The organism is Oharaeibacter diazotrophicus, from assembly GCF_004362745.1.
GTDB classification, from domain to species: Bacteria; Pseudomonadota; Alphaproteobacteria; order Rhizobiales; family Pleomorphomonadaceae; genus Oharaeibacter; species Oharaeibacter diazotrophicus.
The window spans coordinates 1-24,350 of the sequence record NZ_SNXY01000011.1 but is presented as its reverse complement, the minus strand read 5'-3'; the positions used below and the strand labels follow the sequence as shown (position 1 = coordinate 24,350).

20 protein-coding genes and 2 tRNA genes are annotated in these 24,350 nt (G+C 74.7%); 17 read left to right on the top strand and 5 right to left on the bottom strand.

Annotated features, from left to right (window positions below; all coding sequences use genetic code 11):
- The first annotated feature begins 92 nt into the window (after window positions 1-92).
- Together EDD54_RS20375 and EDD54_RS20370 are read left to right on the top strand one after the other, a co-directional pair.
- Entirely contained in the window at window positions 93-2,636 is a 2,544-nt protein-coding gene (locus tag EDD54_RS20375; RefSeq protein WP_126540431.1) for a circularly permuted type 2 ATP-grasp protein, read from the top strand.
- Window positions 2,633-3,646: a transglutaminase family protein gene (locus EDD54_RS20370; RefSeq protein WP_126540430.1), complete on the top strand. Its 1,014-nt coding sequence runs from the start codon at window positions 2,633-2,635 to the stop codon at window positions 3,644-3,646. Before EDD54_RS20375 ends, EDD54_RS20370 begins: the two co-directional genes overlap by 4 nt.
- Window positions 3,647-3,771: 125 nt before the next feature.
- On the opposite strand, the gene EDD54_RS20365 is transcribed toward EDD54_RS20370, so the two are convergent.
- Both EDD54_RS20365 and tsaD read right to left on the bottom strand, forming a co-directional pair.
- Entirely contained in the window at window positions 3,772-4,767 is a 996-nt protein-coding gene (locus tag EDD54_RS20365) for an NAD(P)H-dependent glycerol-3-phosphate dehydrogenase (protein ID WP_126540429.1), read from the bottom strand.
- 47 nt (window positions 4,768-4,814) lie between these two features.
- Complete coding sequence (gene tsaD, locus EDD54_RS20360; RefSeq protein ID WP_126540428.1) at window positions 4,815-5,900, bottom strand: tRNA (adenosine(37)-N6)-threonylcarbamoyltransferase complex transferase subunit TsaD; 1,086 nt, start codon at window positions 5,898-5,900, stop codon at window positions 4,815-4,817.
- A gap of 103 nt (window positions 5,901-6,003) precedes the next feature.
- On the opposite strand from tsaD, the gene hemC reads away from it, so the two are divergent.
- The 5 genes from hemC to EDD54_RS20335 all read left to right on the top strand — a co-directional run bounded on the left by hemC (window position 6,004) and on the right by EDD54_RS20335 (window position 11,538).
- Window positions 6,004-6,930: a hydroxymethylbilane synthase gene (gene hemC, locus EDD54_RS20355; RefSeq protein WP_126540427.1), complete on the top strand. Its 927-nt coding sequence runs from the start codon at window positions 6,004-6,006 to the stop codon at window positions 6,928-6,930.
- Window positions 6,931-6,937: 7 nt separating this feature from the next.
- Window positions 6,938-7,678 (top strand): uroporphyrinogen-III synthase, encoded by a 741-nt coding sequence (locus EDD54_RS20350; protein ID WP_126540426.1) that lies wholly within the window; start codon window positions 6,938-6,940, stop codon window positions 7,676-7,678.
- A gap of 88 nt (window positions 7,679-7,766) precedes the next feature.
- On the top strand, window positions 7,767-9,650 hold the full coding sequence (locus EDD54_RS20345) for a COG4223 family protein (RefSeq protein ID WP_126540425.1): 1,884 nt from the start codon (window positions 7,767-7,769) through the stop codon (window positions 9,648-9,650).
- A gap of 46 nt (window positions 9,651-9,696) precedes the next feature.
- Window positions 9,697-11,319 carry a heme biosynthesis protein HemY gene (locus EDD54_RS20340; protein WP_126540424.1) on the top strand — a complete coding sequence of 541 codons (1,623 nt, stop codon included), beginning with the start codon at window positions 9,697-9,699 and terminating at the stop codon, window positions 11,317-11,319.
- A gap of 143 nt (window positions 11,320-11,462) precedes the next feature.
- Window positions 11,463-11,538: transfer RNA gene (locus EDD54_RS20335), tRNA-Thr, on the top strand.
- 73 nt (window positions 11,539-11,611) lie between these two features.
- On the opposite strand, the gene EDD54_RS20330 is transcribed toward EDD54_RS20335, so the two are convergent.
- The 3 genes from EDD54_RS20330 to EDD54_RS20320 form a co-directional block, all read right to left on the bottom strand.
- Window positions 11,612-12,529 carry an N-carbamoyl-D-amino-acid hydrolase gene (locus EDD54_RS20330; protein WP_126540423.1) on the bottom strand — a complete coding sequence of 306 codons (918 nt, stop codon included), beginning with the start codon at window positions 12,527-12,529 and terminating at the stop codon, window positions 11,612-11,614.
- On the bottom strand, window positions 12,526-13,791 hold the full coding sequence (locus tag EDD54_RS20325; protein ID WP_208112247.1) for a diaminopropionate ammonia-lyase: 1,266 nt from the start codon (window positions 13,789-13,791) through the stop codon (window positions 12,526-12,528). Before EDD54_RS20325 ends, EDD54_RS20330 begins: the two co-directional genes overlap by 4 nt.
- Window positions 13,792-13,889: 98 nt before the next feature.
- On the bottom strand, window positions 13,890-14,831 hold the full coding sequence (locus EDD54_RS20320; protein ID WP_207620416.1) for a LysR family transcriptional regulator: 942 nt from the start codon (window positions 14,829-14,831) through the stop codon (window positions 13,890-13,892).
- Between the two features lie 119 nt (window positions 14,832-14,950).
- Here EDD54_RS20320 and EDD54_RS20315 point away from each other — a divergent pair, with 119 nt between their 5' ends.
- From EDD54_RS20315 to EDD54_RS20270, 10 genes are all read left to right on the top strand, one after another.
- A complete protein-coding gene (locus EDD54_RS20315) occupies window positions 14,951-15,826 on the top strand; it encodes a dimethylarginine dimethylaminohydrolase family protein (RefSeq protein ID WP_126541879.1) in 876 nt (291 codons plus the stop codon).
- Between the two features lie 82 nt (window positions 15,827-15,908).
- Window positions 15,909-17,072, top strand: coding sequence for an aminotransferase (locus tag EDD54_RS20310; RefSeq protein ID WP_207620418.1), 1,164 nt, complete (start codon window positions 15,909-15,911; stop codon window positions 17,070-17,072).
- 45 nt (window positions 17,073-17,117) lie between these two features.
- Window positions 17,118-18,203 (top strand): ABC transporter substrate-binding protein, encoded by a 1,086-nt coding sequence (locus EDD54_RS20305; protein ID WP_126540422.1) that lies wholly within the window; start codon window positions 17,118-17,120, stop codon window positions 18,201-18,203.
- A gap of 104 nt (window positions 18,204-18,307) precedes the next feature.
- Complete coding sequence (locus EDD54_RS20300; protein WP_126540421.1) at window positions 18,308-19,336, top strand: ABC transporter ATP-binding protein; 1,029 nt, start codon at window positions 18,308-18,310, stop codon at window positions 19,334-19,336.
- Entirely contained in the window at window positions 19,333-20,190 is an 858-nt protein-coding gene (locus EDD54_RS20295) for an ABC transporter permease (protein WP_126540420.1), read from the top strand. Before EDD54_RS20300 ends, EDD54_RS20295 begins: the two co-directional genes overlap by 4 nt.
- Entirely contained in the window at window positions 20,187-20,999 is an 813-nt protein-coding gene (locus tag EDD54_RS20290; RefSeq protein ID WP_126540419.1) for an ABC transporter permease, read from the top strand. The genes EDD54_RS20295 and EDD54_RS20290 overlap by 4 nt, the downstream gene beginning before the upstream one ends.
- Before the next feature lie 11 nt (window positions 21,000-21,010).
- Window positions 21,011-21,802: a nitrilase-related carbon-nitrogen hydrolase gene (locus tag EDD54_RS20285; RefSeq protein ID WP_126540418.1), complete on the top strand. Its 792-nt coding sequence runs from the start codon at window positions 21,011-21,013 to the stop codon at window positions 21,800-21,802.
- A 144-nt stretch (window positions 21,803-21,946) separates the two neighbouring features.
- A tRNA-Gly gene (locus EDD54_RS20280) sits at window positions 21,947-22,021 on the top strand.
- Window positions 22,022-22,152: 131 nt separating this feature from the next.
- Window positions 22,153-22,998, top strand: coding sequence for a 3-deoxy-8-phosphooctulonate synthase (kdsA, locus tag EDD54_RS20275; protein ID WP_126540417.1), 846 nt, complete (start codon window positions 22,153-22,155; stop codon window positions 22,996-22,998).
- A gap of 231 nt (window positions 22,999-23,229) precedes the next feature.
- Window positions 23,230-24,350 (top strand): KpsE/RkpR family capsule polysaccharide export protein (locus tag EDD54_RS20270; protein ID WP_483466550.1); only part of this gene is annotated, 1,121 nt, incomplete at its 3' end.

Genomic DNA, 24,350 nt, shown 5'->3' with positions numbered 1-24,350 from the left:
GAACGGCCGAAACAGCGCGAAGTCCCGACGTGCCGGGGCTTCGCGAGCGCGCTACGATAGAGCCTCACGGAAGGAAGCACCGGTCCGCCGCCATGGTCCAGACCCAGAGCCAGACCCCGTCGCCCCCGCGCCCCGGCGCGGGCGCCGGCAGTCCTGGAGCAGCGCCCGGCTGGACGGGGGCGCTGCTCCAGGGCTACCGGCCGCTCGCCGGCGTCCACGACGAGATGATGCGGCCGGACGGTTCGATCCGGCCGGCGTGGCAGCGCTTCCTCGGCGAATTGTCGCGGCTCGAGCCGGCGCAGTTCGCCGAGAGCCTGACGGCGGCCGACCGGCACCTGCGCGAGAGCGGGGTGTTCTACCGCGTCTACGACGACCCCACCGGCTCCGAACGCCCCTGGCCGCTGGCGCCGATGCCGCTGATCGTCGACGCCGGCGAATGGGCGCGGCTGTCGCGCGGTGTCGTCCAGCGCGCCCGCCTCGCCGAGGCGGTGCTGCGCGACGTCTACGGCGCCGGCCGGCTGGTGCGCGAGGGCGTGCTGCCCGCCGCCGTGGTCGCCGGCAGCCCGGACTTCCTGCGTCCGCTGGTCGGCGTCGCCCCGGTCGGCGGCCGCCACCTCCGGATCTACGCCGTCGACATCGGCCGCGGCCCCGACGGCACGTGGTGGGTGCTGTCCGACCGCACCCAGGCCCCCTCCGGCGCCGGCTACGCGCTCGAGAACCGCCTCGCGCTGTCGCGGGCGCTGCCGGAGGTGGCGCGCGCCCTCAACGTCGAACGGCTCGCCTCCTTCTTCCAGGCCTTCCGGGACGAGCTCGCCCAGCTCAACGTCCGCGCCGAGGCCCGGGTGGCGCTCCTGACGCCCGGCCCGCTCAACGAGACCTATTTCGAGCACGCCTATCTCGCCCGCTACCTCGGCTTCCTGCTCACCGAGGGCGCCGACCTGACCGTCCGCGACGGGGCCACCTACGTGCGCACGGTCTCCGGCCTGAAGCGGGTCGACGTGATCTGGCGCCGCCTCGACGGCGACTTCGCCGACCCGCTCGAGCTGCGCACGTCGTCCCGGCTCGGCGTGCCCGGCCTCGTCCAGGCGATCCGCGAGGGCGGCGTCGTCGCCGCCAACGCGCTCGGCTCCGGCATGATGGAGGCGCGGGCGCTGATGGGCTTCATGCCCGCCCTCGCCCGCCGCGTCCTCGGCGAGGACCTCGAACTGCCGAACATGGCGACGTGGTGGTGCGGCCAGCCGCGCGAGCGCGCCTTCGTCGCCGAGAATCTCGAGCGCCTCGCCCTCGCCCCGGCCTTCGAGCCCAAGCTCGCGGCCCTCGGCGGCGCCCGCACCGTGGTCGGCGCCGAGCTCGCCGCGGCCGAGCGCGCCCGCCTCGCCGCCGTGCTCGCCCGCCGCGGCATGGACCTCGTCGGCCAGGAGCTGGTCAAGCTCTCGACGACGCCGGTGTGGTCGGACGGCCGGCTGGAGCCGCGCCCCTTCGTGCTGCGCCTCTTCCTCGCCGCCGTCGGCGAGGACGACTGGGTGGTGATGCCCGGCGGCTTCTGCCGCATCTCCGGCTCGTCCGATCCGCGCTTCGTGTCGCTGCAGGAGGGCGCCAGCGTCTCCGACGTCTGGGTGCTCTCCGATGCGCCGGTGCCCGAGACCTCGCTCTTGCCCCGGCCCGACAAGGTGCGTCTGCGCCGCACCACCGGCACGTTGCCGAGCCGGGCCGCCGACAACCTGTTCTGGCTCGCCCGCTACCTCGAGCGCAGCGAGGGCACGCTGCGCCTCGTCCGCGCCCTGCTCGGCCGCGCCATCGACCAGAGCGCCGGCGCCGAGCCCATCGTCGGCATCCTGGTCGACAAGCTGGTCGTCGCCGGCGCGCTGCCGCCGGCCAAGGGTGCGCGCCCGGCCCCGGCCCAGCTCGCCGTCCAGGTCCTGACCGATCCGCGCGCGATCGGCGCCCTGCCGACGCTGACCGCGATGGCGCGCAACGCCGCCGCCGTGATCCGCGACCGCATGGCCCCCGACGCCTTCCAGACCGTCGGCCAGATCGCCCGCGACTTCGAGGCGTTGTCCGGCCGCCGCCTCGCCCCCACCGCCGCGCTCGACGCCGCCAACGCGGCGCTGCGCCACCTCGCCGCCTTCGCCGGCCTCGCCTCGGAGAACATGAACCGGGCGATGGGCTGGCGCTTCCTCGAGCTCGGCCGCCGCATCGAGCGCGGCGTCGCCATGGCGCGGCTGGTCCGCCGCCTCGCCGACGAGCACGCCCCGCCGGGCGCGCTCGACCTGCTGCTCGAGCTCGGCGACAGCCAGATCACCTACCGCAGCCGCTACGTCATGACCGCGGCGCGCCTGCCGGTGGTCGATCTGCTCGCCCTCGACGAGGGCAACCCACGCTCGGTCGCCTTCCAGGTCGCGCGGATCGCCGACCACCTCGAGACGCTGCCCGCCGTGGTCGTCGACGGCCGGCCCGGCCCGCTGCTGCGCGCCTCGCGCCGGCTGATCGGCTCGCTCGCGACGACGCCGGTCGAGGACCTGCCACTGTCGCGGCTCGACGAGGTCGCGGGCGAGCTGCTGTCGCTGTCCGAGGCGATCGGCCAGCGCTTCTTCACGCAAGGGGTGGACGCTGACCTGCCGGAGGACTTCGCGTGATCTACGACGTCCGCCAGCTCACCACCTACGCCTACGGCAGCACGATCCCGTTCTCGCGCCACCTCGCGCGTCTGACGCCGGTGGACCGGGCCGGCCAGCGCGTGCTCGCCGCCGACCTCTCGATCGAGCCCGAGCCCGCCGAGCGCAGCGAGACCGACGACTTCTTCGGCAACCGCGTCACCGCCTTCGCGCTCGACGTGCCGCACCGCACGCTGGTGGTCGAACTGGTGGCGCGGGTGGTGGTGGCGCCGCCCGAACCGCTGCTCGCCGGCCTGACCCCGGCCTGGGAGAGCGTGCGCGAGCGCGCCGCCGGCTCCGGCGATCCCGGCCCGGATTCCCCCGCCCACGCGCTGTTCCCTTCGCGCGCCATCGTCGTCGACGAGCGCATGACGGCCTATGCCGCGCTGTCCTTCACCGCGGAGCGCCCGGTGCTCGAGGCCGGGCTCGACCTCACCCGCCGCATCAAGGCCGACTTCCGCTACCGCCCCGGCACCACCGACGCGGCGACGCCGCCGATCGAGGCCTTCATGGCCCGCCGCGGCGTCTGCCAGGACTTCGCCCAGGTGATGATCGCGGGCCTGCGCGGGCTCGGCCTGCCGGCGCGCTACGTCTCGGGCTACCTGCGCACCGAGCCGCCGCCCGGCCGGCCGCGGCTCGAGGGCGCCGACGCCACCCACGCCTGGGTCGAACTCTGGTGCGGCCCCGAGACCGGCTGGATCGGCCTCGACCCCACCAACGGCATTCCGGCCGGCGAGGACCACCTGGTGCTGGCGCTCGGCCGCGACTACGCCGACGTCTCGCCGCTCGACGGCGTCATCGTCGCCTCGGCCGCGCACACCCTGGAGGTCAAGGTCGACGTCGTGCCCGTCGCCCCGACGCGCGAGCGCCGGCCCGCCGCGGCGGCACCGCCGGCGCCGCCCGCGGAGGCCGCCGCCGCGGTGCCTGAAGAGCCGGATGCGGAGGCCGACGTGGAGGCCGACGGGGCGCGCGAGGACGTCCCGCCGGCGTGAGGCCGAGCTCGAACAGTCCGACATCCGGTCGGAGTTCGTGCGCGCCAGAAGCGCCCGACCGGGCGCCGGCTGAAAGGCCGAAACCTCGTAAAGTCCCGACGAGTCGGGACTTTACGAGACAGATGTCACAGCACGTCCTCGCGCTTCAGCGGGCGGGCGAGCAGGCGGTCGACGGCGGCGTCGACGGCGAGGCCGCCGGAAAGGACGGCGGCGACGGCCGCCATGATCGGCACGTCGACGCCGAAGGCCTCGGCCCGGGCCACCGCGATCGCCGCGGTCGCCGCCCCCTCGGCGAGCCGGCCGAAGCCGCGGGGATCGCCGCCCTCGCCGAGCGCGACGCCGAGCGCGAAGTTGCGCGACTGGGTCGACCGGCAGGTCAGAACGAGGTCGCCGAGGCCCGAGAGGCCCATCAGCGTGTCGGCCTGCGCGCCCCAGGCGGCGGCGAGCCGGCGCATCTCGACGAAACCGCGGGTGATCACCGCCGCCTCGGCGCTCGCCCCGAGCCGGCGCCCGGCGACCACGCCGGCGGCGATCGCCAGCACGTTCTTCAGCGCGCCGCCGAGCTGGACGCCGACGACGTCGCCGGCGGCGTAGGGCCGGAAGCCGGGGCCGGCCAGGATGCGGGCGAGCCGCTCGGCGAGATCGAGATCGGCGGCGGCGACGGTGACGGCCGTCGGCAGGCCACGGGCGACGTCGTCGGAGAAGCCCGGCCCCGACAGCACCCCGACCGGACCGGCCCAGGCCTCCGCGATCACTTCGGAGATCAGCCGTCCGGTCGCCTGCTCGATGCCCTTGGCGCAGGACACCACCACCGCATCCGCGCCGAGCACCGGCGCCAACTCGCGGACGACGGGACGGGTCACCTGTGCCGGCGTGGCGAGCAGGAGGACATCGGCGCCCGCCACGGCCTCGGGTCCGAGCGCGGCGGAGAGGTTCACCGGCAGGTCGATCCCGGGCAGGCGCGGCGTGCGCCGCTCGTCGCGGATCGCGGCGAAGACGGCCGGATCGCGGCCGGCCAGCACCACCGGATGGCCGGCGCGCGCGGCCACCAGCGCCAGAGCCGAGCCCCAGGCGCCGGCGCCGTAGACGGCGATCGAGGCGAGGTCGGGACGGTCGGTCATCGCGGGATCCTCCACCGGCGCCGCTCGGAGAGCGGACGGGCGCGGTCTCAAACCTTGGCGCCGAGCCGGCCGCGGCCGACCATCGGCGCCGAGCGGGAATCGAGCGGCCAGCGCGCCCGCGCCGGCACGTCGAGCGGATCGGCGATCCCGAGCGCCAACCGCTCGGCGCCGGCCCAGGCGATCATCGCGCCGTTGTCGGTGCAGAGCACCCCCGGGGGAACCACGAGGCGCACACCCTCGGCCGCGGCGAGACCGGCGAGCCGCGCCCGGATCGCCGCGTTGGCGGCGACGCCGCCGGCGACGACGAGCGTCGGGACGACGCCGGGCGCGTCGGCGCGGAAGCGGCCGAGCGCCACGGCGACCCGGTCCGCCACCACGTCGGCGGCGGCGGCCTGGAAGGCGGCACAGAGGTCGGCGACGGCACGCGCGTCGAGCGGGGCCGCGGCGGCGGCCTCGTTGCGCACGGCGGTCTTGAGGCCGGAGAAGGAGAAGTCCGGATCGGGCCGGCCGAGCATCGGCCGCGGCAGCGCGAAGCGGGTCGGATCGCCCGACGCGGCGGCGGCCTCGACCTTCGGCCCACCGGGATAGCCGAGGCCGAGCAGCTTGGCGGTCTTGTCGAAGGCCTCGCCGAGGGCGTCGTCGATGGTGGTGCCGAGCCGGACGTAGGCGCCGACGCCGTCGACCCGGACGATCTGGGTGTGGCCGCCGGACACCAGCAGCAGCAGGTAGGGAAAGGCGATGCCGTCGGTGAGCCGCGCCGTCAGCGCGTGACCCTCGAGGTGGTTGACCGCCACCAGCGGCTTGCCCGCCGCATAGGCGATCGCCTTGGCGGTGGTGAGGCCGACGAGGACGCCGCCGATCAGCCCCGGCCCGGCGGTGGCGGCGACGGCGTCGAGGTCGGACAGGCCGACGCCGGCGTCGGCGAGGGCGGCCCGGATCACGCCGTCGAGCGCCTCGACATGGGCGCGGGCGGCGATCTCGGGCACGACGCCGCCGAAGGCCGCGTGCTCGGCGACCTGGGACAGCACCACGTTGGAGAGGATGCGGCCGGCGCCGTCGGACCCGCGCGCCACCACCGCCGCGGCGGTCTCGTCGCAGCTGGTCTCGATGCCGAGGACGAGGGTGTCCGTCATGGTGCCGCCGGTCCGATCCCTGGTCGAGCGAGGGTTCCAACGCCCGCCGGGGCGTCGTATACCCGGCGGCGACGATCCGCCCCCTAGCACCGGGACCCGGCCCTTGCAAACGAATCCCGTCCGCCTCGGCACCCGCGGCAGCCCGCTCGCCCTCGCGCAGGCCCACGAGGTGCGCGACCGGCTCGCCGCCGCCTGGGGCGCCGACGCCCCCGCGATCGAGATCGTGGTGATCCGCACCAGCGGCGACCGCATCCTCGACCGTCCGCTCTCCGAGGTCGGCGGCAAGGGCCTGTTCACCAAGGAGATCGAGGACGCCCTCCTCGCCGGCGACATCGACCTCGCCGTGCACTCCTCCAAGGACATGCCGACGGTGCTGCCCGACGGCCTGGTGCTCGATCACTTCCTGCCGCGCGAGGACGTCCGCGACGTCTTCGTCTCGCGCCGCTACGCCTCGCTGGCCGAGATGCCCGCGGGCGCCGTGGTCGGCACCGCCTCGCTGCGCCGGCAGGCGCTGGTCAAGCGCCTGCGGCCGGATCTCGAGGTCGTCACCTACCGCGGCAACGTCCAGACCCGTCTGCGCAAGCTCGACGAGGGCGAGGCCGACGCCACCCTGCTCGCCCTTGCCGGCCTGAAGCGGCTCGGCATGGTCGACGTCGCCACCGACGTGCTGCCGCTGTCCGACTTCCCGCCCGCCGTCGGCCAGGGCGCCATCGGCATCGAGACCCGCGCCGGCGACGCCCGCGTCGCCGGCCTGCTCGCCCCGATCCACGACGCCGACACCGCGGTGGCGCTCGCCGCCGAGCGCGCGCTGCTCGCCGCGCTCGACGGCTCCTGCCGCACCCCGATCGCCGGCCACGCCAAGGTGTCGGCCGCCACCGTGCACCTCTCCGGCCTGATCCTGACGCCGGACGGCGCGGTCGAGCACGTCGCCTCCGGCACCGCGGCGCGCGCCAACGCCGCCGACCTCGGCCGCCATGTCGGCGAACGGCTGAAGGCGCTCGGCGGACCGGACTTCTTCGCCGGGCTCTGAGGCGGCGATGCGGGTCCTGATCCTGCGACCGGAAGCCCAGGCCCGCGCCATGGCGGACGCCCTCGCCGCCGTCGGCGTCCCGGCGACGATCGCCCCGATGCTGGCGGTGGTGCCGGAACCGGACGTGGTCGGATCCGTGGTCGACGGGCAGGTATCGCCGCAGGCGCTGGTGTTCACCTCGGTCGCCGGCGTCGAGGCGTTCGCCGCCGATCCGCGCCGCGGCGAACTCGCGGCCATTGCCGCGGTCGCCGTCGGCCCCGCCACCGCGGCCACCGCCCGCGCGGCCGGGTTCGCGACCGTGATCGACGCCGCCGGCGACGGCGAGGCCGTGGTCCGCGCGGTGGTCGCGGCCTTCGATCCCGCGTCGGGGCCGGTGGTCCACGTCGGGGCGCGCGAGCGCGCGGTCGACGTCGCCGACCGGCTCGCAGAGGCGGGCTTTTCCGCCCGTACCGTGGTCGCCTACCGCACCGAGACGGTCGCCGCGGTCGATCCGGCGGTCGCCGCCGATGTCGCGGCGGGCGAATTCGCCGCGGTCGTCGTCGCCTCGGCGCGAACCGCCGAGGCGTTCGGGCGTTGGCTGGAACGGGCGGGGATCGCGGTTCCCGCGACGACGGCGCTCGCGGCGATCTCGGCCAAGGCCGCGGCCCCGCTTCGGCCGTTTTTCGCACGTCTGGTCATCGCCCGGGAACCTTCCGGCGAGAGCCTGACCAAAGCGGTGGTTGCGCTTCGGGCCCCGGAACGCGAATGATCGCGGCCGGAGACCGGTCGCGACCGGCACGGCGGGCATCCGGACCGAGGACCGGCGGCCCGCGGCGAGGGAGGATGGGAACGAAGCCATGACGTCCGACAGCGATCCCACGGGGCGCGGTCCCGACCATCGCCGGCGCAAGGGCCGCCCGACCACGATCGACCTGACCGCCACCCCGGTGCGGGTGCCGCCGGCCGTCGAGCCGTCGTCCGAGCCCGCTCCCGATCCGGCGCCGTCGGTGCCCCCCGACCAGCCGCTCGCGACCGCCGAGACCGCGGCGCCCGTGGGCGAGGACATCTTCGTCGCCGATCCCCCGGCGCCCGCCGCCGAGGCCGCGACCGAAGCCGCGGCGCCCGCCGCCGTCGAGGGGGCGCCGGTGGACGGCGAAGCGGCCGCGTCCGCCGGCGAGGCCTCGGCGACCGAGTCGCCGGCCGTCGAGACTGCCGCCACCGAACCTGTCGTCACGGAAACCGCCGCCGCCGAGCCGACGGCCGCCGAGGCTGCTCCCGCCGAACCGATCGCAGCGGACGTCGGGTCGAACGGCCCCGACACCGCGGAACCGAGCGAAGCCGCCGGCGCCGCATCCGCCGAATCCGAACCGTCCCCCGCAGCGGCCACGGCCGTCCCGACCCCGCCCGCGGCCGAGCCGACGGCGCGCACCGGCACCGCCGGCCTGATCGCGGCCGCGCTGATCGGCGGCCTCGTCGCCCTCGGCGGCGGCGCCGCGCTGATCGCCGGCGGCGTCTTCCGCCCGCCGCTGCCCGAGGGCGTCGCCACCACCACGGTGGTCGCGGACATCGACCGCCGCCTCGCCGAGGTCGGCGACCGGCTCGGCCGGATCGAGCAGGCGCCGCCTGCGACCGCCGCCCCCGACACCGCGCTCGCCGGCCGGGTCGACGCGCTGGAACGGTCCGTCGCCGCGGTGCAGCCGGCCGACCCCGCGCTCGCCCAGCGCCTCGCCGACGTCGAGGCCACCGTGAAGACGCTGCCGTCCGGCGGCGGCACGGGCACCGCCGATCCCGCCCTCGCGCCCCGCGTCGACGACCTCGGCAAGCGCCTCGAGGACGTCGCGCCGCGGCTCGACACGCTCGCCGCCGACGTCGCGGCGCTCCGCGAGGCCGGCGCGGCCGACCGCGCCGCGCTGGAAAAGCTCGCCGCCGCACCCGCCCCCGTCGATCCCGCCCGGATCGACGCGCTCGAGAAGGGCGCGAGCGACCTCGGCGCCCGCCTCGACGCCGTCGACGCCGCGCTCGCCGACATCCGCCGCTCGCTCGACGACCGCATCGGCGGCCTCGACCGCACCCTCGCCGACGGCCTCGCCGGCGTGAAGCAGTCGGTCGGCTCCGACATGGCCGCGCTGACCGCCCGTGTCGACGACGGCGCCGCGGCGCTGACGGCCGCGACCGGCCGGCTCGACGACGTCGAGAAGCGCCTCGACGCCGGCCCGAAGGGCGGCGAGATCGCGGCGCTGTCGCTCGCGGTCACCACGCTGTCGAGCCGGATCGCCGAGGGCGCGCCCTTCGCCGCCGACCTCGGCGTCGTCGCGGCCGTCGCGCCCGACCTCCCGGAACTCGCCGCGCTGCAGCCGCTCGCCGAGCACGGCGTCGACACCATCGACGCCCTCGCCGCCGGCCTGCCCTACGGCGCCGTCGCGGCGGCCCGCCCGGTGACCGACGGTGCCGGCGCGGTCGACCGCCTGCTCGCCGGCGCCAAGAGCCTCGTCAACTACCGCGAGACCGGCGCGGACGCCGCCGATCCGGCCTCGCGCGCCCTCGAGGGCATCCGCGCCGGCCTCGCCTCGGGCGACGCCGCGGCAGCGCGTGCCGCCGCCGACGGCCTGCCCGACTGGGCGAAGGCCGCCACCGCCGACTGGCTCGCCCGGCTCGACCGCCGCGTCGCCGCCGACGCCGCGGTGAAGGCGCTGACCGCCAAGGTGCTTGCCCGCCTCGAGGCCCCCGCGGAGGGCCGCTGATGTCCCCCGCCCGAGTTGAAGCCCCGACCGTGAAAGGGATCCGCCGATGATCCGCCTGTTCGTCGCGATCGCGCTGCTGTTCGCCGCCGTCATCGGCCTCGACTGGCTCGGCGGCGTCCCCGTGTCCGTGGCGGTGGAGTGGCCGGGCGGCGCGGTGGCGCCGCCGCTGCGCGTCGTCGTCGTCGGCCTCGTCGTGTTCGCCGTCGTGGCGGTGATCGGCTGGCGGATCCTCTCCGGCATCCTGCACGGCCCCGACGCGGTGCGCGGCTTCTTCCGCAACCGCCGCCGCGACCGCGGCTACCGGGCGCTGTCGCGCGGCATGATCGCCGTCGGCGCCGGCGACGCCCGCCTCGCCCGCCGCTTCGCAGACGAGGCGACGCGCCTCCTGCCGAAGGAGCCGCTGGTGCTGCTCCTGTCGGCCCAGACCGCCCAGGTCGAGGGCCGCGGCGACGACGCCCGCCGCGCCTTCGACCGCATGCTCGAGACCGACGACACCCGCCTGCTCGGCCTGCGCGGCCTCTACATCGAGGCGAGCCGGGCCGGCGAGGCAGAGGCGGCCCGGCACTACGCCGCCGAGGCGCAGCGGCTGGCGCCCGGCGTCGCCTGGGCCGGCACCGCCATGATGGAGTACCAGTCCGCCGACGAGGACTGGACCGGCGCCCTCGCCACCCTCGACGCCGGCGCCGCCGCGCGCCTCGTCGACAAGGCCGAGGCCAAGCGCCTGCGCGCCGTGCTGCTCACCGCCCGCGCCCTCCAGGCCGAGGACGGCGATCCCGATCACGCCCGCGCCTACGCCCTCGAGGCGCACCGGCTGGCGCCGGAGCTGGTGCCGGCCGCCGTGGTCGCCGCCCGCCTGCTGACCCGCCAGCTCGACGCCCGCAAGGCCGCCAAGGTCGTGGAGACCACCTGGAAGATCGCCCCGCATCCCGAGCTCGCCGAGGTCTATCTCCACGTCCGCACCGGCGATTCGGCGCGCGACCGCCTGAAGCGGGCGCAGACGCTGGAGCAGCTGAAGCCCTACGCCGCCGAGGGTGCCATCGCCGTCGCCCGGGCAGCCGTCGACGCCCGCGACTTCCCGCTCGCCCGCGCCTCGCTCGCCCGGGCGCTGCGGCAGGCGCCGACCCGGCGGGTCTGCCTGATGATGGCCGACCTCGAGGAGGTCGAGACCGGCGACGCCGGCCGCGTCCGCGAGTGGCTCGGCCGCGCCATCCGCGCCCCGCGCGACGCCGCCTGGACCGCCGACGGCGTCGTCGCCGAGGCCTGGGCCCCGGTCTCGCCGGTGACCGGCCGGCTCGACGCCTTCGAGTGGAAGGTTCCGGTGGAAGGCGATTCGGGCCCGGCCGAGCTCGACGGCCCGGACCTCGCCGAGCGCGCCGTCCGCCCGATCGCCCCGCCCACGCCGCCCGACGAGCCGCCGTCCGCCGGCGGCACCGTCGCCCCGGTCGCCGCCGAGCCCGAGCCGAAGCCGGCCGTCCGCGAACCGGAGACCGTCGCGGCGGCGAAGCCCGCCGAACCGGTGGCGGCCGCGATGGCCACCGCCGCCACCGTGGCGCCGGCCGCGCGGCCCGCCTTCGTGCAGTTCCCGGAGATCACCCGGCCGGACGACCCGGGCGCCGTCCCCGAGCGGCCCCGGCATCCCGGCCCGGTCGCCGGACCCGCCTACGTCTGAACGGGCCGGCGCGGTCCGCGCTCGCCGGGCCCGCGCTTTTCCGATCGACCCGACTTGAAATCCGCGGGCGTTGCCGCTATCAACCCCGCGTCCGCCGGGCCGATCGCCCGGCCTCCGGGCGTTCGCGCCGGGACGAAACGGACGCCGCAGTAGCTCAGCTGGTAGAGCACGTCATTCGTAATGATGGGGTCGGGGGTTCGAGTCCCTTCTGCGGCACCAGATCTCGGGAGCGACGCTCCCACCGAAAGGCCCGGCCGTCGCGCCGGGCCTTTGCGTTTACGGGTGCCGGCACTCACCCCACCTTGGTCAGGAGGCCGTAAGCGTCGGGCTGGCGGTGCAGGGCGAAGTTGAAGATGTTGGCCTTGATCTCGCGGCAGCGGTCGAGGTCGACCTCGGCGGCGACCAGTTCGTCGCCGCGCGTCGCCGCCACCGCCAGGATCTCGCCGGTGGGCGCGACGACGCAGCTGCCGCCGATCAGCTCGCAGCCGCCCTCGAAGCCGGCCTTGGCGGCGCCGATCACGTAGGTGCCGTTCTGGTAGGCGCCGGCCTGCAGCGACAGGTGGTTGTGGAAGTCCTGCAGCCGGTCGTGCTCGGGTGCGCGCGGATAGTGCTGCGGCGTGTTGTAGCCGACCGCCACCATCTCGGCGCCCTGGAGCCCGAGCGAACGGAACGCCTCCGGCCAACGCCGGTCGTTGCAGATCAGGATCCCGGCCTTGCCGCCCATGAAGTCCGCCACAGGGAAGCCGAGGTCGCCACGGACGAAATAGCGCTTCTCGAGATGCTGGAACGGCAGCGCCGGCTCGTGTTCGCGATGCCCCGGCAAGTGGATCTTGCGGTACTTGAGACCGATCCGCCCCTCGCCGTCGACCAGGATCGCGGTGTTGTGGCGGATCTTGCCGGCCGCGGTCTCGGTCAGCTCGGCATAGCCGAGGTGGAAGCCGATGCCGCCGGCGCGGGCGGCGGCGAACAGCGGCGCGACGTCGGCGTTCGGCATCGCGCGCTCGTAGAAGCGGTCGAGTTCGGCCTCGTCGGCGATCCACCAGCGCGGAAAGAAGGTGGTGAGCGCCAGCTCCGGGAAGACGACGAAGCGGACGTCGCGCCGGCGTGCGGTCTCGAGCAACGCCAGCAGGCGCGCAACCACCGAGGCGCGCGGCTCGTCGCGCTCGATCGGTCCGAGTTGGGCGGCGGCGGCGACGAAGCGACGGCTCATGGGGCGGGTCTCCAGCTGGCGGCGGCGGCGCGGACCTCGTCGCCGGTCCGGCCGACGAGACGGGCGTAGAGTTCGGGATCGGTGTCGCCCTCGGTGCCGAAGACGAGGACGCGGGACGTCGGGCCGAGCCCGAGCGCCGCGCACGCGGCGGGATCGCGCGACAGCGCCGCCAGCGCGGCGAGCCCGGCCACCGCCGATTCGCCGGCGACGATCGGACGGTCGCCGGCGACGCCGGCCGCGAGCGCGCGCATCGTGGCCACCGCGGCGTCGTCGGGCACGCGCACCACCGCGTCGGCGCCGGTGGCGAGGATCTCCCAGGCGAGTTCGGACACCTCGCCGCAGGCGAGGCCCGCCTGCAGGGTGTCGAGCGCCCCGCCGGCCGCGACCGGCCGTCCGGCGGCGAGACTGTCCCACCAGCAGGCCGCCTTCTCCGGATCGGCGAGCACGACCACCGGCCGCTCGGCGCCGAGACGGCGCCAGGCGAGCGCCGCCACCGCCGCGGCCATGCCGCCGACGCCGGTCTGCAGGAAGACGTGGGTCGGCGGCGCGTCGAGGGCGTCGAGGGCCTCGGCGGCCATCAGCTCGTAACCCTGCATCACGTCCTTCGGCACCTCGCGGTAGCCGGGATAGGAGGTGTCGGACACCACCTGCCAGCCCTCGCGCGCGGCGGTCGCCTCGGCCTCGCGGACGCTGTCGTCGTAGGTGCCGGCGGTGCGCACGACCCGGGCGCCGAAGCGCTCGATCGCGGCGCGGCGGCCCTCGCTGACGCCGGCGTGGATGAAGATCACCGCCGGGCAGCCGAACAGGCCGGCGCCCCAGGCGACCGAGCGGCCGTGGTTGCCGTCGGTGGCGCAGGTGACGGTGATGGTGGCGGCCATGTCGCGGTGGGCGCCGGCGGCGACCGCGGCGGGGTCGGGCACCACGCCGGTGGCGCGCTCGATCGCGGCGGCGAGGAGACGCCAGACCGCGTAGGCGCCGCCGAGCGCCTTGAAGCTGCCGAGACCGAAGCGGCCGCCCTCGTCCTTGTAGGCGAGCACACCGACGCCGAGGGCACGGGCGAGCCCGGGCAGCGGTACCAGCGGCGTCGGCGCGTAGCCGGGCCAACCGGTGACGACGGCGCGGGCGCGGGCGTGGGCGGCGTCGTTCAGGATCGCGTCCATCGCCGCCGTCCAGCCGCCGCCGCGCGCCGGATTGACCAGCACCGCGGCCCCTGTGGTGTCGATCGGACCCGCCGGTCCAGCCGCGTCCTCGCCTGCCGTCATGATCCCGTTCCGTCCCCCGACGCCCGGGCGACGCCGGGTGGCGCCACCTTTTCGGGCACGCCCGATCCTTAAGCGGATGGGCGGTCCGACGCAACGCGTCAGGAGTCGCGGTCGCGCTCGGCCGTCGTCGCCACGGCGCGGCGCCGTCCCGCGAAGACGCGGCCGACCGTATCGACGAACAGGCGGGCGATCGGCTCCTTCGCCTTCTCCGGCCGGTGCGCCAGTTGGAACGGCGCGGCGTAGTCGAAGAGGTCCGGCCGCAGCGCCCGCATCCGCCCGGCGGCGACGAAGCCGGTGGCGTAGTGCTCCGGGAGGTAGCCGAGGAAGGCGCCGGACAGGATCAGCCGCGCTTCCGATTCCATGTCGCCGACCAGCGCCTTGGGGCCGCCGATCGCGAAGATCTTGAGGTCGCGCTGGCCCCAGTAGCTGCGCCCGACGATCCGGTGCCGACGCACCGCGTCGATGGTGATCTCGGCCTCCGGCACCGCGAACAGCGGATGCCCGACGCCGCAGTAGAAGCGCTGGCGCTCCTCGTAGAGGTCGACGTAGGCGAGGCCGAGCGCGACGCGCGGGAAGCTGGCGACGGCGACGTCGAGCGCGCCGGCGATGACGTCGCGCAAAAGTTCGTTCGGCGGCCGGCAGGCGACCGTCAGCATGACGTCGGGCGCGGCGGCGGCGAAGGCGGCGAACACCCGCTCGAGCGGCGCCGACGGGTCGGTGACGGTGTTGTCGACGAGCCCGACCGCGAATTGCCCGGTGAGATGGCCGCGCAGGCTTCGCACGCGCCCCTCGAAGGTCTCGATCGAGGCGGTCAGCCGCCGCGCCTCCTCGTAGACCTGCCGACCCTCGTCGGTGAGCGCGAAGCCGGACCGGCCGCGCCGGCACAGCCGCACCCCGAGCCGGGTCTCGAGCGTCGTGACATGGGCCGAGATCGTCGACAGCGACAGGCCGAGCTCGCCCTGCGCCGCCGCGAAGCCGCCCTGTTCGACGATGGTCATGAACAGGCGCAGCAGCCTGACGTCGGTGCCCTCCAGCGCCACGGCGCCCTCCCTCCAATCGTTTCAGTTCGAGGATACCCGAAGTGAACTCCCGTCATTCGTGATTTTACACCGATGATGCCTGCGCTTTGATCATGCCACCGCGATGACCGGAGCCGATGATGACCGAAGCCCCGCGCTGGCGCGTGGACAGCGAGACCGGCGTCCTCAGGGACGTGCTGCTCTGCCCGCCGGACCACTACGCCTGGATCCCCACCAACGACATCGTGCGGCGGACGCTGGCGCGCACCGGCCGCCAGCCGGACGCCCAGGGGCTGCAGGCGCAGTTCCGCGAGCTGGTCGACGCCCTCGAAGGTGCCGGCGTCGGCTGCCATTATCTCGAGCCGGAGCCGCAGTTGCCCTATCAGGTCTACACCCGCGACAGTTCGCAGGTGACGCCGTGGGGCCCGATGGTGACCCAGCTGTTCCGGCCGCAGCGCCGCGGCGAGGTGGCGTCGGTGGTGAAGTTCTACGAGCGCACCGGCTGCCCGATTTGGCGCTTCGCCTCCTCCGGCGCGATCGAGGGCGGCGACATCCACATCGTCAGGCCGGGCGTGATGGCGATCGGTTACACTGGCGAGCGCACCACCGCCGAGGGCGCCGAGCAGTTCGCCGGCTGGTTCCGCGACGCCGGCTGGGACACCCGGGTGATCGCCTTCCCCGAGCACTTCCTGCATCTCGACGTCATCTTCTCGATGGTCGCCGACGGCCTCGCCATCGCCGTCGCCGACGTGATCGACGACGAGCACCTCGACTGGTTCGCCGCCCACGGCATCCGCATCCTGCCGGTCACCTACAAGGAGGCGGTCGGCGCCATGGGCTGCAACGTGCTGGCGCTCGGCCGCGACCGGGTGGTCAGCCCGGCGCATTCGCGGCGCATCAACGCGATGCTGCGCGCCGAGGGCCTGACCGTGCTCGACCCCGCGCTAGACCTCTTCGCCGCCGGCGGCGGCAGCGTCCACTGCATGACCATGCCGCTCCGCCGCGATCCGATCTGACGCCGCGACCGCGGCGCCCCCTTCCAACCGGGCGGGCGCCGCGTCACCATGGACCTTTCCACCCGATGCCCGGGGCCCGCCCTTGATCGCCGCCAACCCGCTCCTCGTCGCCACCGACGTGCCGCCCATTCCGGCGGCGCAAGCGTGGGCGCGCGCCTACGACGGCCGGCTCGGACCGCTGGTCAACCTCGCCCAGGCGGTGCCCGGCACGGCGCCGCCGCGGGAACTGCTCGACCGCCTCGCCGCCGCCGCCGCGACGCCGGCCGCCGCCACATACGGCGCCATCACCGGCGACGCCGCCCTGCGCGAGGCCCTCGCCGCCGACGTCAACGCGCTCTACGGCGCCGACGTCGAGCCGGGCGAGGTCGCGATCACCGCCGGCTGCAACCAGGCCTTCTTCGTCACCATGATGGCGCTCGCCCGCGCCGGCGACGCGGTCATGCTGCCGACGCCGTGGTACTTCAACCACAAGATGACGCTCGACATGCTCGGCATCCGTGCCGTGCCGCTGCCGGCACGGGCGCAGAACGGCTTCGTACCCGACGTCGAGGACGCCCGCGCCCTCCTCGCCGACGACGTCCGCGCCATCGTCCTCGTCACGCCGAACAACCCGACCGGCGCGACCTATCCGGCCGCGACGCTGGAAGCCTTCCGCCGCCTCGCCGCCGAGCGCGGCATCGCCCTCGTCGTCGACGAGACCTACCGCGACTTCCTGCCCGAGGGCGCCGGCCGCCCGCACGCCCTGTTCGAGGACGCGTCCTGGCGCGAGAGCGTGGTCCAGCTCTATTCCTTCTCGAAGAGCTACGCCGTGCCCGGCCACCGGCTCGGCTCGGTGATCGCCGGCGCCGGCCTCGTCGGCGAGATCGCCAAGGTGCTCGACTGCGTCCAGATCTGCCCGCCGCGGGCGGCGCAGGCGGCGATCGCCTGGGCGGTCGGCGCCACCGCCGACTGGCGCGCGGCGACGCGGAGCGCGATCAACCGCCGGATCGTCGTGTTCCGCGACGTCGTCGCCGCCGCGCCCGGCTGGGAGATCTCGGCGATCGGCGCGTATTTCGCCTATGTCCGCCACCCCTTCGACGCCACCGGCGAGGCGGTCGCCGAGCGCCTCGCCCGCGAGGCCGGGGTCGTGACCCTGCCGGGCGCCTTCTTCGGCCCCGGCCAGGACCGCCACATCCGCTTCGCCTTCGCCAACGTCGACGACGCCGCGCTCGCGGTCGTCGCCGAGCGGCTCCGCCACATCGCCTGAGGACAACGGACCCGGGAACCGGGCCGAACGAGAGGGGACCAACCGATGACCGACAAGAGCTTCGCGTTCACCCGGCGCGGCCTGATGCGCGCCGGCGTCGCCGCCGGCGCCGTGCTGGCGATGCCGTCGATCCTGCGCGCCGAGGAGAAGTCGCTGAAGGTCGGCGTCTACGGCGGCTACTTCAAGGACAGCTTCGACAAGCACGTCTTCCCCGAGTTCACCAAGGCGACCGGCATCGCGATCGAATCGGTCGCCGAGCCGACCGGCGAGGCCTGGCTGGTGCAGCTCGACCAGGCCGCCCGCGCCGGCGAGGCGCCGGCCGACGTCTCGATGATGTCGCAGGTCTCGATGATCAAGGGCCGGTCCACCGAGCTGTGGGCGCCGATCGACCTCGGCGCGCTGAAGAACGCCGGCAACCTCGAGGAGCGGTTCGTCAACAAGTACGACGACGGCCGCGTCGCCGGCATCGGCGCGGTGTCGTGGTACATCACGCTCGTCACCAACACCGAGGTCTACAAGGAGGCGCCGACCTCCTGGGCCGCGCTGTGGGACCCGGCCAACGCCGACAAGCTCGGCCTGCTGGCGCTGGTCTCCAACTCCTTCCTGCTCGAGGTGACCGCCGCCACCTTCTTCGGCGGCACCGCCGCGCTCGACACCGACGAGGGCCTCGAGAAGGCCTTCGCCAAGCTCGCCGAGGTCAAGCCGAACGTGAAGCTGTGGTACCGCGACGAGGCGCAGTTCGAGCAGGCGCTGAAGTCCGGCGAGATCCCGATGGGCCAGTACTACCACGACGTCACCGGCCTCGCCGCGGCCGACGGCGCGCCGGTGCGCTCGACCTTCCCCAAGGAGGGCGGCATCAACGATTCCGGCTGCTGGGCGATCTCGCGCGCCTCGACCAAGACCGCCGAGGCGCACGCCTTCATCGACTTCTGCTCGCAGCCCTCGATCCAGGCGCTGATGTCGCGCAAGGTCGGGACGTCGCCGACGGTGAAGCGCGAGATGCTCGACCTCACCCCCGAGGAGTTCGCCTCCGTGTCCACCGACATCCCGCCGATCGTGCCGCGCTACGACCTGCAGACCGGCAAGGCCGACTGGCTGAACGAGAAGTGGACCGAGATGATCGCCGGCTGACGCCCGCGAATCGCCCCGCTCCCGGCGGTCCGGCCGCCTCCCCGCGGCCGGGCCGCCCGCCGCCCGCACCATCCGCCAACCCCCAGGGATCCAACCCGCACCCCATGGCCGATCTCGTCCTCGACGGCGTCACCAAGGCCTTCGGCTCCGCCCGCGCCGTCGACGGCGTGTCGCTGCACGTGCCCGCCGGCACCTTCGTCTGCCTGCTCGGGCCCTCGGGCTGCGGCAAGACCACGCTCCTGCGCATGATCGCCGGCCTCGAGACGCCGACGGCCGGCGCCGTCACCGTTGGCGGCCGCGACCTCACCGCCGTGCCGGCGCACGCCCGCGGCTTCGGCATGGTGTTCCAGTCGCTGGCGCTGTTCCCGCACCTCACCGTCGCCGAGAACATCACCTATCCGCTGCGCATCCGCGGCGTCGATCGCGCCAAGACCGCCGCCCGGGTCGCCGAACTGCTCGACCTCGTCCGCCTGCCGGGCTTCGGCGACCGCGCGGTGACGCGGCTGTCCGGCGGCCAGCGCCAGCGCGTCGCGATCGCCCGCGCCCTCGCCGTCGATCCCGGCCTGTTCCTGCTCGACGAGCCCTTGTCGGCGCTCGACGCCAAGCTGCGCGAGCAGATGCAGGTGGAACTGCGCCAGCTGCAGCGCCGGCTCGGCATCACCACCATCGTCGTCACCCACGACCAGCGCGAGGCCATGACCATGGCCGACCTCGTCGTGGTGATGAGCGGCGGCCGGATCCGTCAGGCCGCCCCGCCGGCCGAGGTCTACCGCCGCCCGGCCGACGCCTTCGTCGCCGACTTCATCGGCTCGTCCAACATCCTCGACGCCCGGCCCGCCCCGGGCGGCCTCGCCGTCGCCGGCGGCCTCCTGCCCGGTCTCGCCCTGCCCGCGGGCGCGACCGCGGCCAAGGTTTCGGTCCGCCCGGAGGATCTCGCCCCCGTGCCGCCCGGCACCGGCCATCTCGAGGGCGTCGTCCGCTTCGTCCGCGACCTCGGCGCCAGCGTCGAGACCTTCGTCGAGGCCGACGGCGTCACCCTGGTCGCCGCCGGGCCGGGCACCGCGCCGCATCTCGCCATCGGCGCGCCGACCGGTCTCGCCGTGACGCTCGACCGCGTCGTGGTGCTGCCGTGAGGCGCGAGCCGCCCCGCCGCCCGGCGGACTACCTGCCGATCGCCGTGCCGGCCGCGGTGCTCGCCGTGTTCTTCCTGGTGCCCTTCGGCATTATGGTGGCGGTCAGCTTCTTCCGCCGCGTCCAGGGCGGCTTCTACGAGCCCGACTTCGTGCTCGCCAACTACGCCCGCTTCCTGACGCCCTTCTTCGGCCGGGTGCTCGGCTTCTCGATGCTGCTCGCGCTGCTCGTCGCCGTGCTCGCGGTGGCACTCGCCCTGCCCTTCGCGCGCCGGCTCGCCCGCCATTCGCACCGCGCCCAGGTAGTCTGGCTGGTCGGCCTGCTGTCGGTGCTGTCGCTGTCGGAGGTGCTGATCGGTTTCGCCTGGTCGACGCTCTTGTCGAAGACGGCGGGGATCACCAACGTCCTGGTCGCGCTCGGGCTGATGGCCGAGCCGATGTCGCTGGCGCCGTCCTTCGGCGCGGTGCTCGCCGGCATGGTCTATCAGGCCTTCCCCTACGCGGCGCTGGTGCTCTACCCCTCGCTGGTCCGCCTCGACCCCTCGCTCGAGGAGGCCGCGCGCACCCTCGGGGCGCCTCCGCTGAAGGCCTTCCTCACCGTGGCGGTGCCGGCGCTGCGCGGACCGATCGCCTCGACGACCATCCTCGTCTTCGTCTTCGCGCTCGGCTCCTACCTGATCCCGCAGATGCTGGGCCGGCCGCAGCACTGGACGCTGTCGGTGCTCGTCACCGATCAGGCGATCTACCAGTCCAACATGCCCTTCGCCGCGGCGATGGCGGTGTTCATGGTGCTCGCCTGTCTGTCGCTGATCGCCCTGTCCGGCTTCCTCGCCCGCCGCACCGGAGACCGCCCGTGACCGCGCCCGCTCCCGGCCGCCTCGCCGGTCGCCTGTTCGAGGCGGCGATCGCCGTCCTGCTGGCGGCGCCCGTCGCCGTGCTCGCCGGCGTTTCGCTCAACGCCAAGAAGACGCTGGTCTTTCCGCCGCAGGGGCTGTCGCTGTCCTGGTACGCAGACATCCTGCTCGACGACGGCTGGCGCCGGGCGCTCGTCGCCTCACTGGTGGTCGCCGCCTCGAGCGCGGCGGTGGCGGTGGCGATCGCGCTGCCGATCTCGTGGTTCCTGTGGCGGCGGGTGGCACCCTGGGCCGAACTGGTGCGCCTCGCCGGCCTGTCGCCCTTCGTGCTGCCGCCGGTGATCACCGCCCTCGGCTTCCTCGCCTTCTGGGCCTCCGCCGGCGCCTACGGCCAGCCGTTCACCGTGGTGGTGAGCCACGGCGTCTTCCTGGTGGCGCTGCCGCTGGTGACGCTGTCGCTCGGCTTCTCCGCGATCGACCGCGAGATCCTGGAGGCGGCCGCGACCATGGGCGCCGACGACCGCACCATCCTGCGCACGGTCGTGCTGCCGCTGATGACGCCCTACGTGCTCTCCGGCTACGCCTTCGCCTTCGTGCTCTCGCTCAACGAGTACATCATAGCCTATATGACCGCCGGCTTCACCCTGGAGACGCTGCCGATCAAGGTGTTCAACGCCCTGCGCTACGGCTACACGCCGACCATGGCGGCGGTGGCGGTGGTGTTCGTGGCGCTGTCGGCGCTGTTGTTCTCGCTCGTGGCCCGCTTCGGCGACCTCCGCCGCCTGATGGGCGCCCTCGACCGCGCGGAGTGACGAGGACCGCCATGGCCCCCCGCGTCGCCCTCCTGCAGCTCGACGCCGCCGTGCCCGACCGGCTCGGCGCCATCGAGGACGCGCTCGACCGCGCCGCCGCCGACGGTGCCGCGCTTCTGGTCGCGCCCGAACTCGCCACCTCCGGCTACGGCGCCGGCGACCGTTTCGCCGCCGAATCGGACGCATTCGCCGCAGTCCAGCTGCCGCGGCTCGCCGCCGCCGTCGCGGCGACGGGCGTCGCCCTCGTGGTCGGCCATCCCCGCCGCGACGGCGCCGGCGTCGTCAACGCCGCCACGGTGCTCCGGCCCGGCCTGCCGCCGGTCGGCTACGGCAAGGCCCAGCTCTACGGCGCCTACGAGCGTGACCATTTCGCCGTCGCCCCGGTCGAGACCGTGGTTGTCGACGTCGCCGGCCTGAAGGTCGGCGTGCTGATCTGCTTCGACGTCGAGTTCCCCGAGCACGTCCGCCGCCTCGCCCGCGAGGGCGCCGACCTCGTCGCCGTGCCGACCGCGCTGCCCGACCAGCCCGGCTCCGACTTCGTCGCCGAACGGGTGGTGCCGGTGCGCGCCTTCGAGAATCAGCTGTTCGTCGCCTACGCCGGCTGGAGCGGCCGCGATTCGCGATTCGCCTATGCCGGACGGTCCGCGCTGGTCGCACCCGACGGCCGCGACCTCCTGCGCGCGCCCGCCGACCGCGGATTCCTGGGCATCGCCACGGTCGACCCGGCGGCGTTCGCCGAGAGCCGCGCGCTCAACCCCTATCTCGCCGAGCTTCGGCCGGCCCGACCGCCCGCGGGGCGGTGACCGCGGCGCAGCCCCGGGTTTCCGCGGCTTTTCCGCAGCCGGCGAAAAACCTCTCTCGGACCTGTTTTTTGGCTGTTGCATTCCCGATCGGATTGGTCCATATAGCCCTCGCTCCGGCGACGGAGCACCTCGGAAACGGGGCGTGCGGGTGTAGCTCAGGGGTAGAGCACAACCTTGCCAAGGTTGGGGTCGTGGGTTCGAATCCCATCGCCCGCTCCAGTTTCCAAGGGTCCGACGAGGCGTTCGCGCCTCTCGAAGAAGCCGCCGAAAGGCGGCTTTTTTCGTTTCGAGTGCCCGCCGGGTCCATCTCGTCCGCGACCCCGCCGGCTCCAGCACGGAGACGATCGAGCGTGCAGTCCAAGCCCGTCACCGTCGGCGACGTCACCTTCGCCAACGACCGCCCCTTCGTCCTGATCTCCGGCCCCTGCCAGATCGAGAGCCGCGAGCACGCGCTCTCCGTGGCGGCCGCGCTCGCCGCGGCGACCCGGGCGGCAGGCGTCCCCTTCGTGTTCAAGGCCTCCTACGACAAGGCCAACCGGACCTCGCTGAAGGGTGCGCGCGGCGTCGGCATCGAGGCCGGCCTCGCGATCCTCGCCGAGGTCCGCGCCACCTTCGGCTGCCCCGTGCTGACCGACGTCCACGACGTCGAGCAGACCCGTCGCGCCGGCGCGGTCGTCGACATCCTGCAGATCCCCGCGTTCCTCTGCCGCCAGACCGACCTGCTGATCGCCGCCGGCGAGACCGGTGCCTGCGTCAACGTCAAGAAGGGCCAGTTCCTGGCGCCCTGGGACATGGCCAACGTCGCCGACAAGATCGCCTCGACCGGCAACGAGCGCATCCTGCTCTGCGACCGCGGCACCTCCTTCGGCTACGGCGCCCTGGTCACCGACTTCCGCGGCCTGCCGACCATGGCCGAGACCGGCTATCCCGTGGTGTTCGACGCCACCCATTCGGTGCAGGAGCCCGGCGGGCGCGGCACCTCGACCGGCGGCAAGCGCGCCTTCGCTCCGGCGCTCGCCCGCGCCGCCCTCGCCGTCGGCTGTGCCGCGGTGTTCGCCGAGGCCCACGACGACCCGGATTCCGCGCCGTCCGACGGCCCGAACATGCTGCCGCTCGCCTGGATCCCGGACTTCCTCGCCGACCTCGTCGCCGCCGACCGCGTCGGCAAGGGCCGGCATCTCGCCGCGGCCTTCTGAAGGCCCGCCGCGCGAAGCGCCGGCCGTCCGCGCGATGCGCACCGGCCGGAATTGCGGCTGTTCCGCCGCGTTCGCCACAGGAAGGCCCGGTTTCGCCGCTAGCGGCGACCGTTCGTCGTGCCGGGCCCGCCCGCGGGAACCCGGCGAGCGCACACCGGCGGTCGGGCCGGACCGGATGACGACATCTCTGGAGGCAGGCGCGTGAGCGGAACGGGCGAAGGCGAAGGCGCGATGCTTGTGCGGCTGAACCGGGTTCGGCCCGGCGGCGAGCGTGCCGCGGGTCCGGCGGCCGGCGGGGCCGCGGCCGGGGCGGCACCCGCACGCGGCGCCGGCCAGGGTTCCGGCCCCGCCCGCCGGCCCGCCGCCGCCGTTCCCGCCGTCGCCCCCGAGGCTCCCGGCGTCCCGGGTCCGGCGAGCCCCACCGCCCCGGCCGCGCCGTCCCGCCGCGTCCCCCTGCCCCAGAAGCAGACCGGTCGCGGCGGCCTGCGCATCGCCGGCCGCAACCCCTCCCTCGACCGCCTCCTCGCCGCCAGCCGCCCCCGCGTCTCCGGCTCCGCCCTCTCCTTCCTCCTGATGGTCGCCCTCCCGACCGTCGTCGCCGCCCTCTACTTCGCCTTCGTCGCCTCCCCGCAATACGTCTCCGAGTTCCGCTTCGCCGTCCGCGCCCAGGACGCCATCCCCCAGGACTCCCTCTCCGCCGCAACCGCCGTCAGCCCGATCTCCGTCCTCGCCGACAACTTCGTCGTCGCCGACTTCGCCAGGAGCCGCGACGTCGTCGACCGCCTCGAGGCCGAGGTCGGCCTGCGCCGCGTCTACGGCGACCCGGACGTCGACGCCCTCTCCCGCTTCGACCCCACCGCCAGCGTCGAGCACCTCGTCAAGTACTGGGAGGGCAAGGTCGACGCCCACTTCGACATGACCACCGGCATCAACTCCATCCAGGTCCGCGCCTTCTCCCCCGACGACGCCCACACCCTCGCCGTCTCCCTCCAGAAGCTCTGCGAGGAGCTCGTCAACTCCATCTCCGAGAAGGCCCGCCAGACCCAGGTCCAGTATGCCGAGGACCAGGTCGCCCGCGCCGAGCGCAAGCTCGCCGACGTCCGCGCCCGCGAGACCGAGTTCCGCGCCCGCGTCCAGACCGTCGACGCCGCCCAGAGCGCCTCCACCCAGATCGCCCTCGCCGCCAAGGTCGAGGGCGACCTCACCTCCATGCGCGCCGAATACGAGACCGTCCGCCGCTACCTCGACGACACCTCACCGCGCATCAAGGTCCTCAAGGACCAGATCGCCTCCACCGAGGCCCAGCTCGCCGCCATCAAGGAGCGCGTCAAGGTCGGCGGCGACGCCAACCC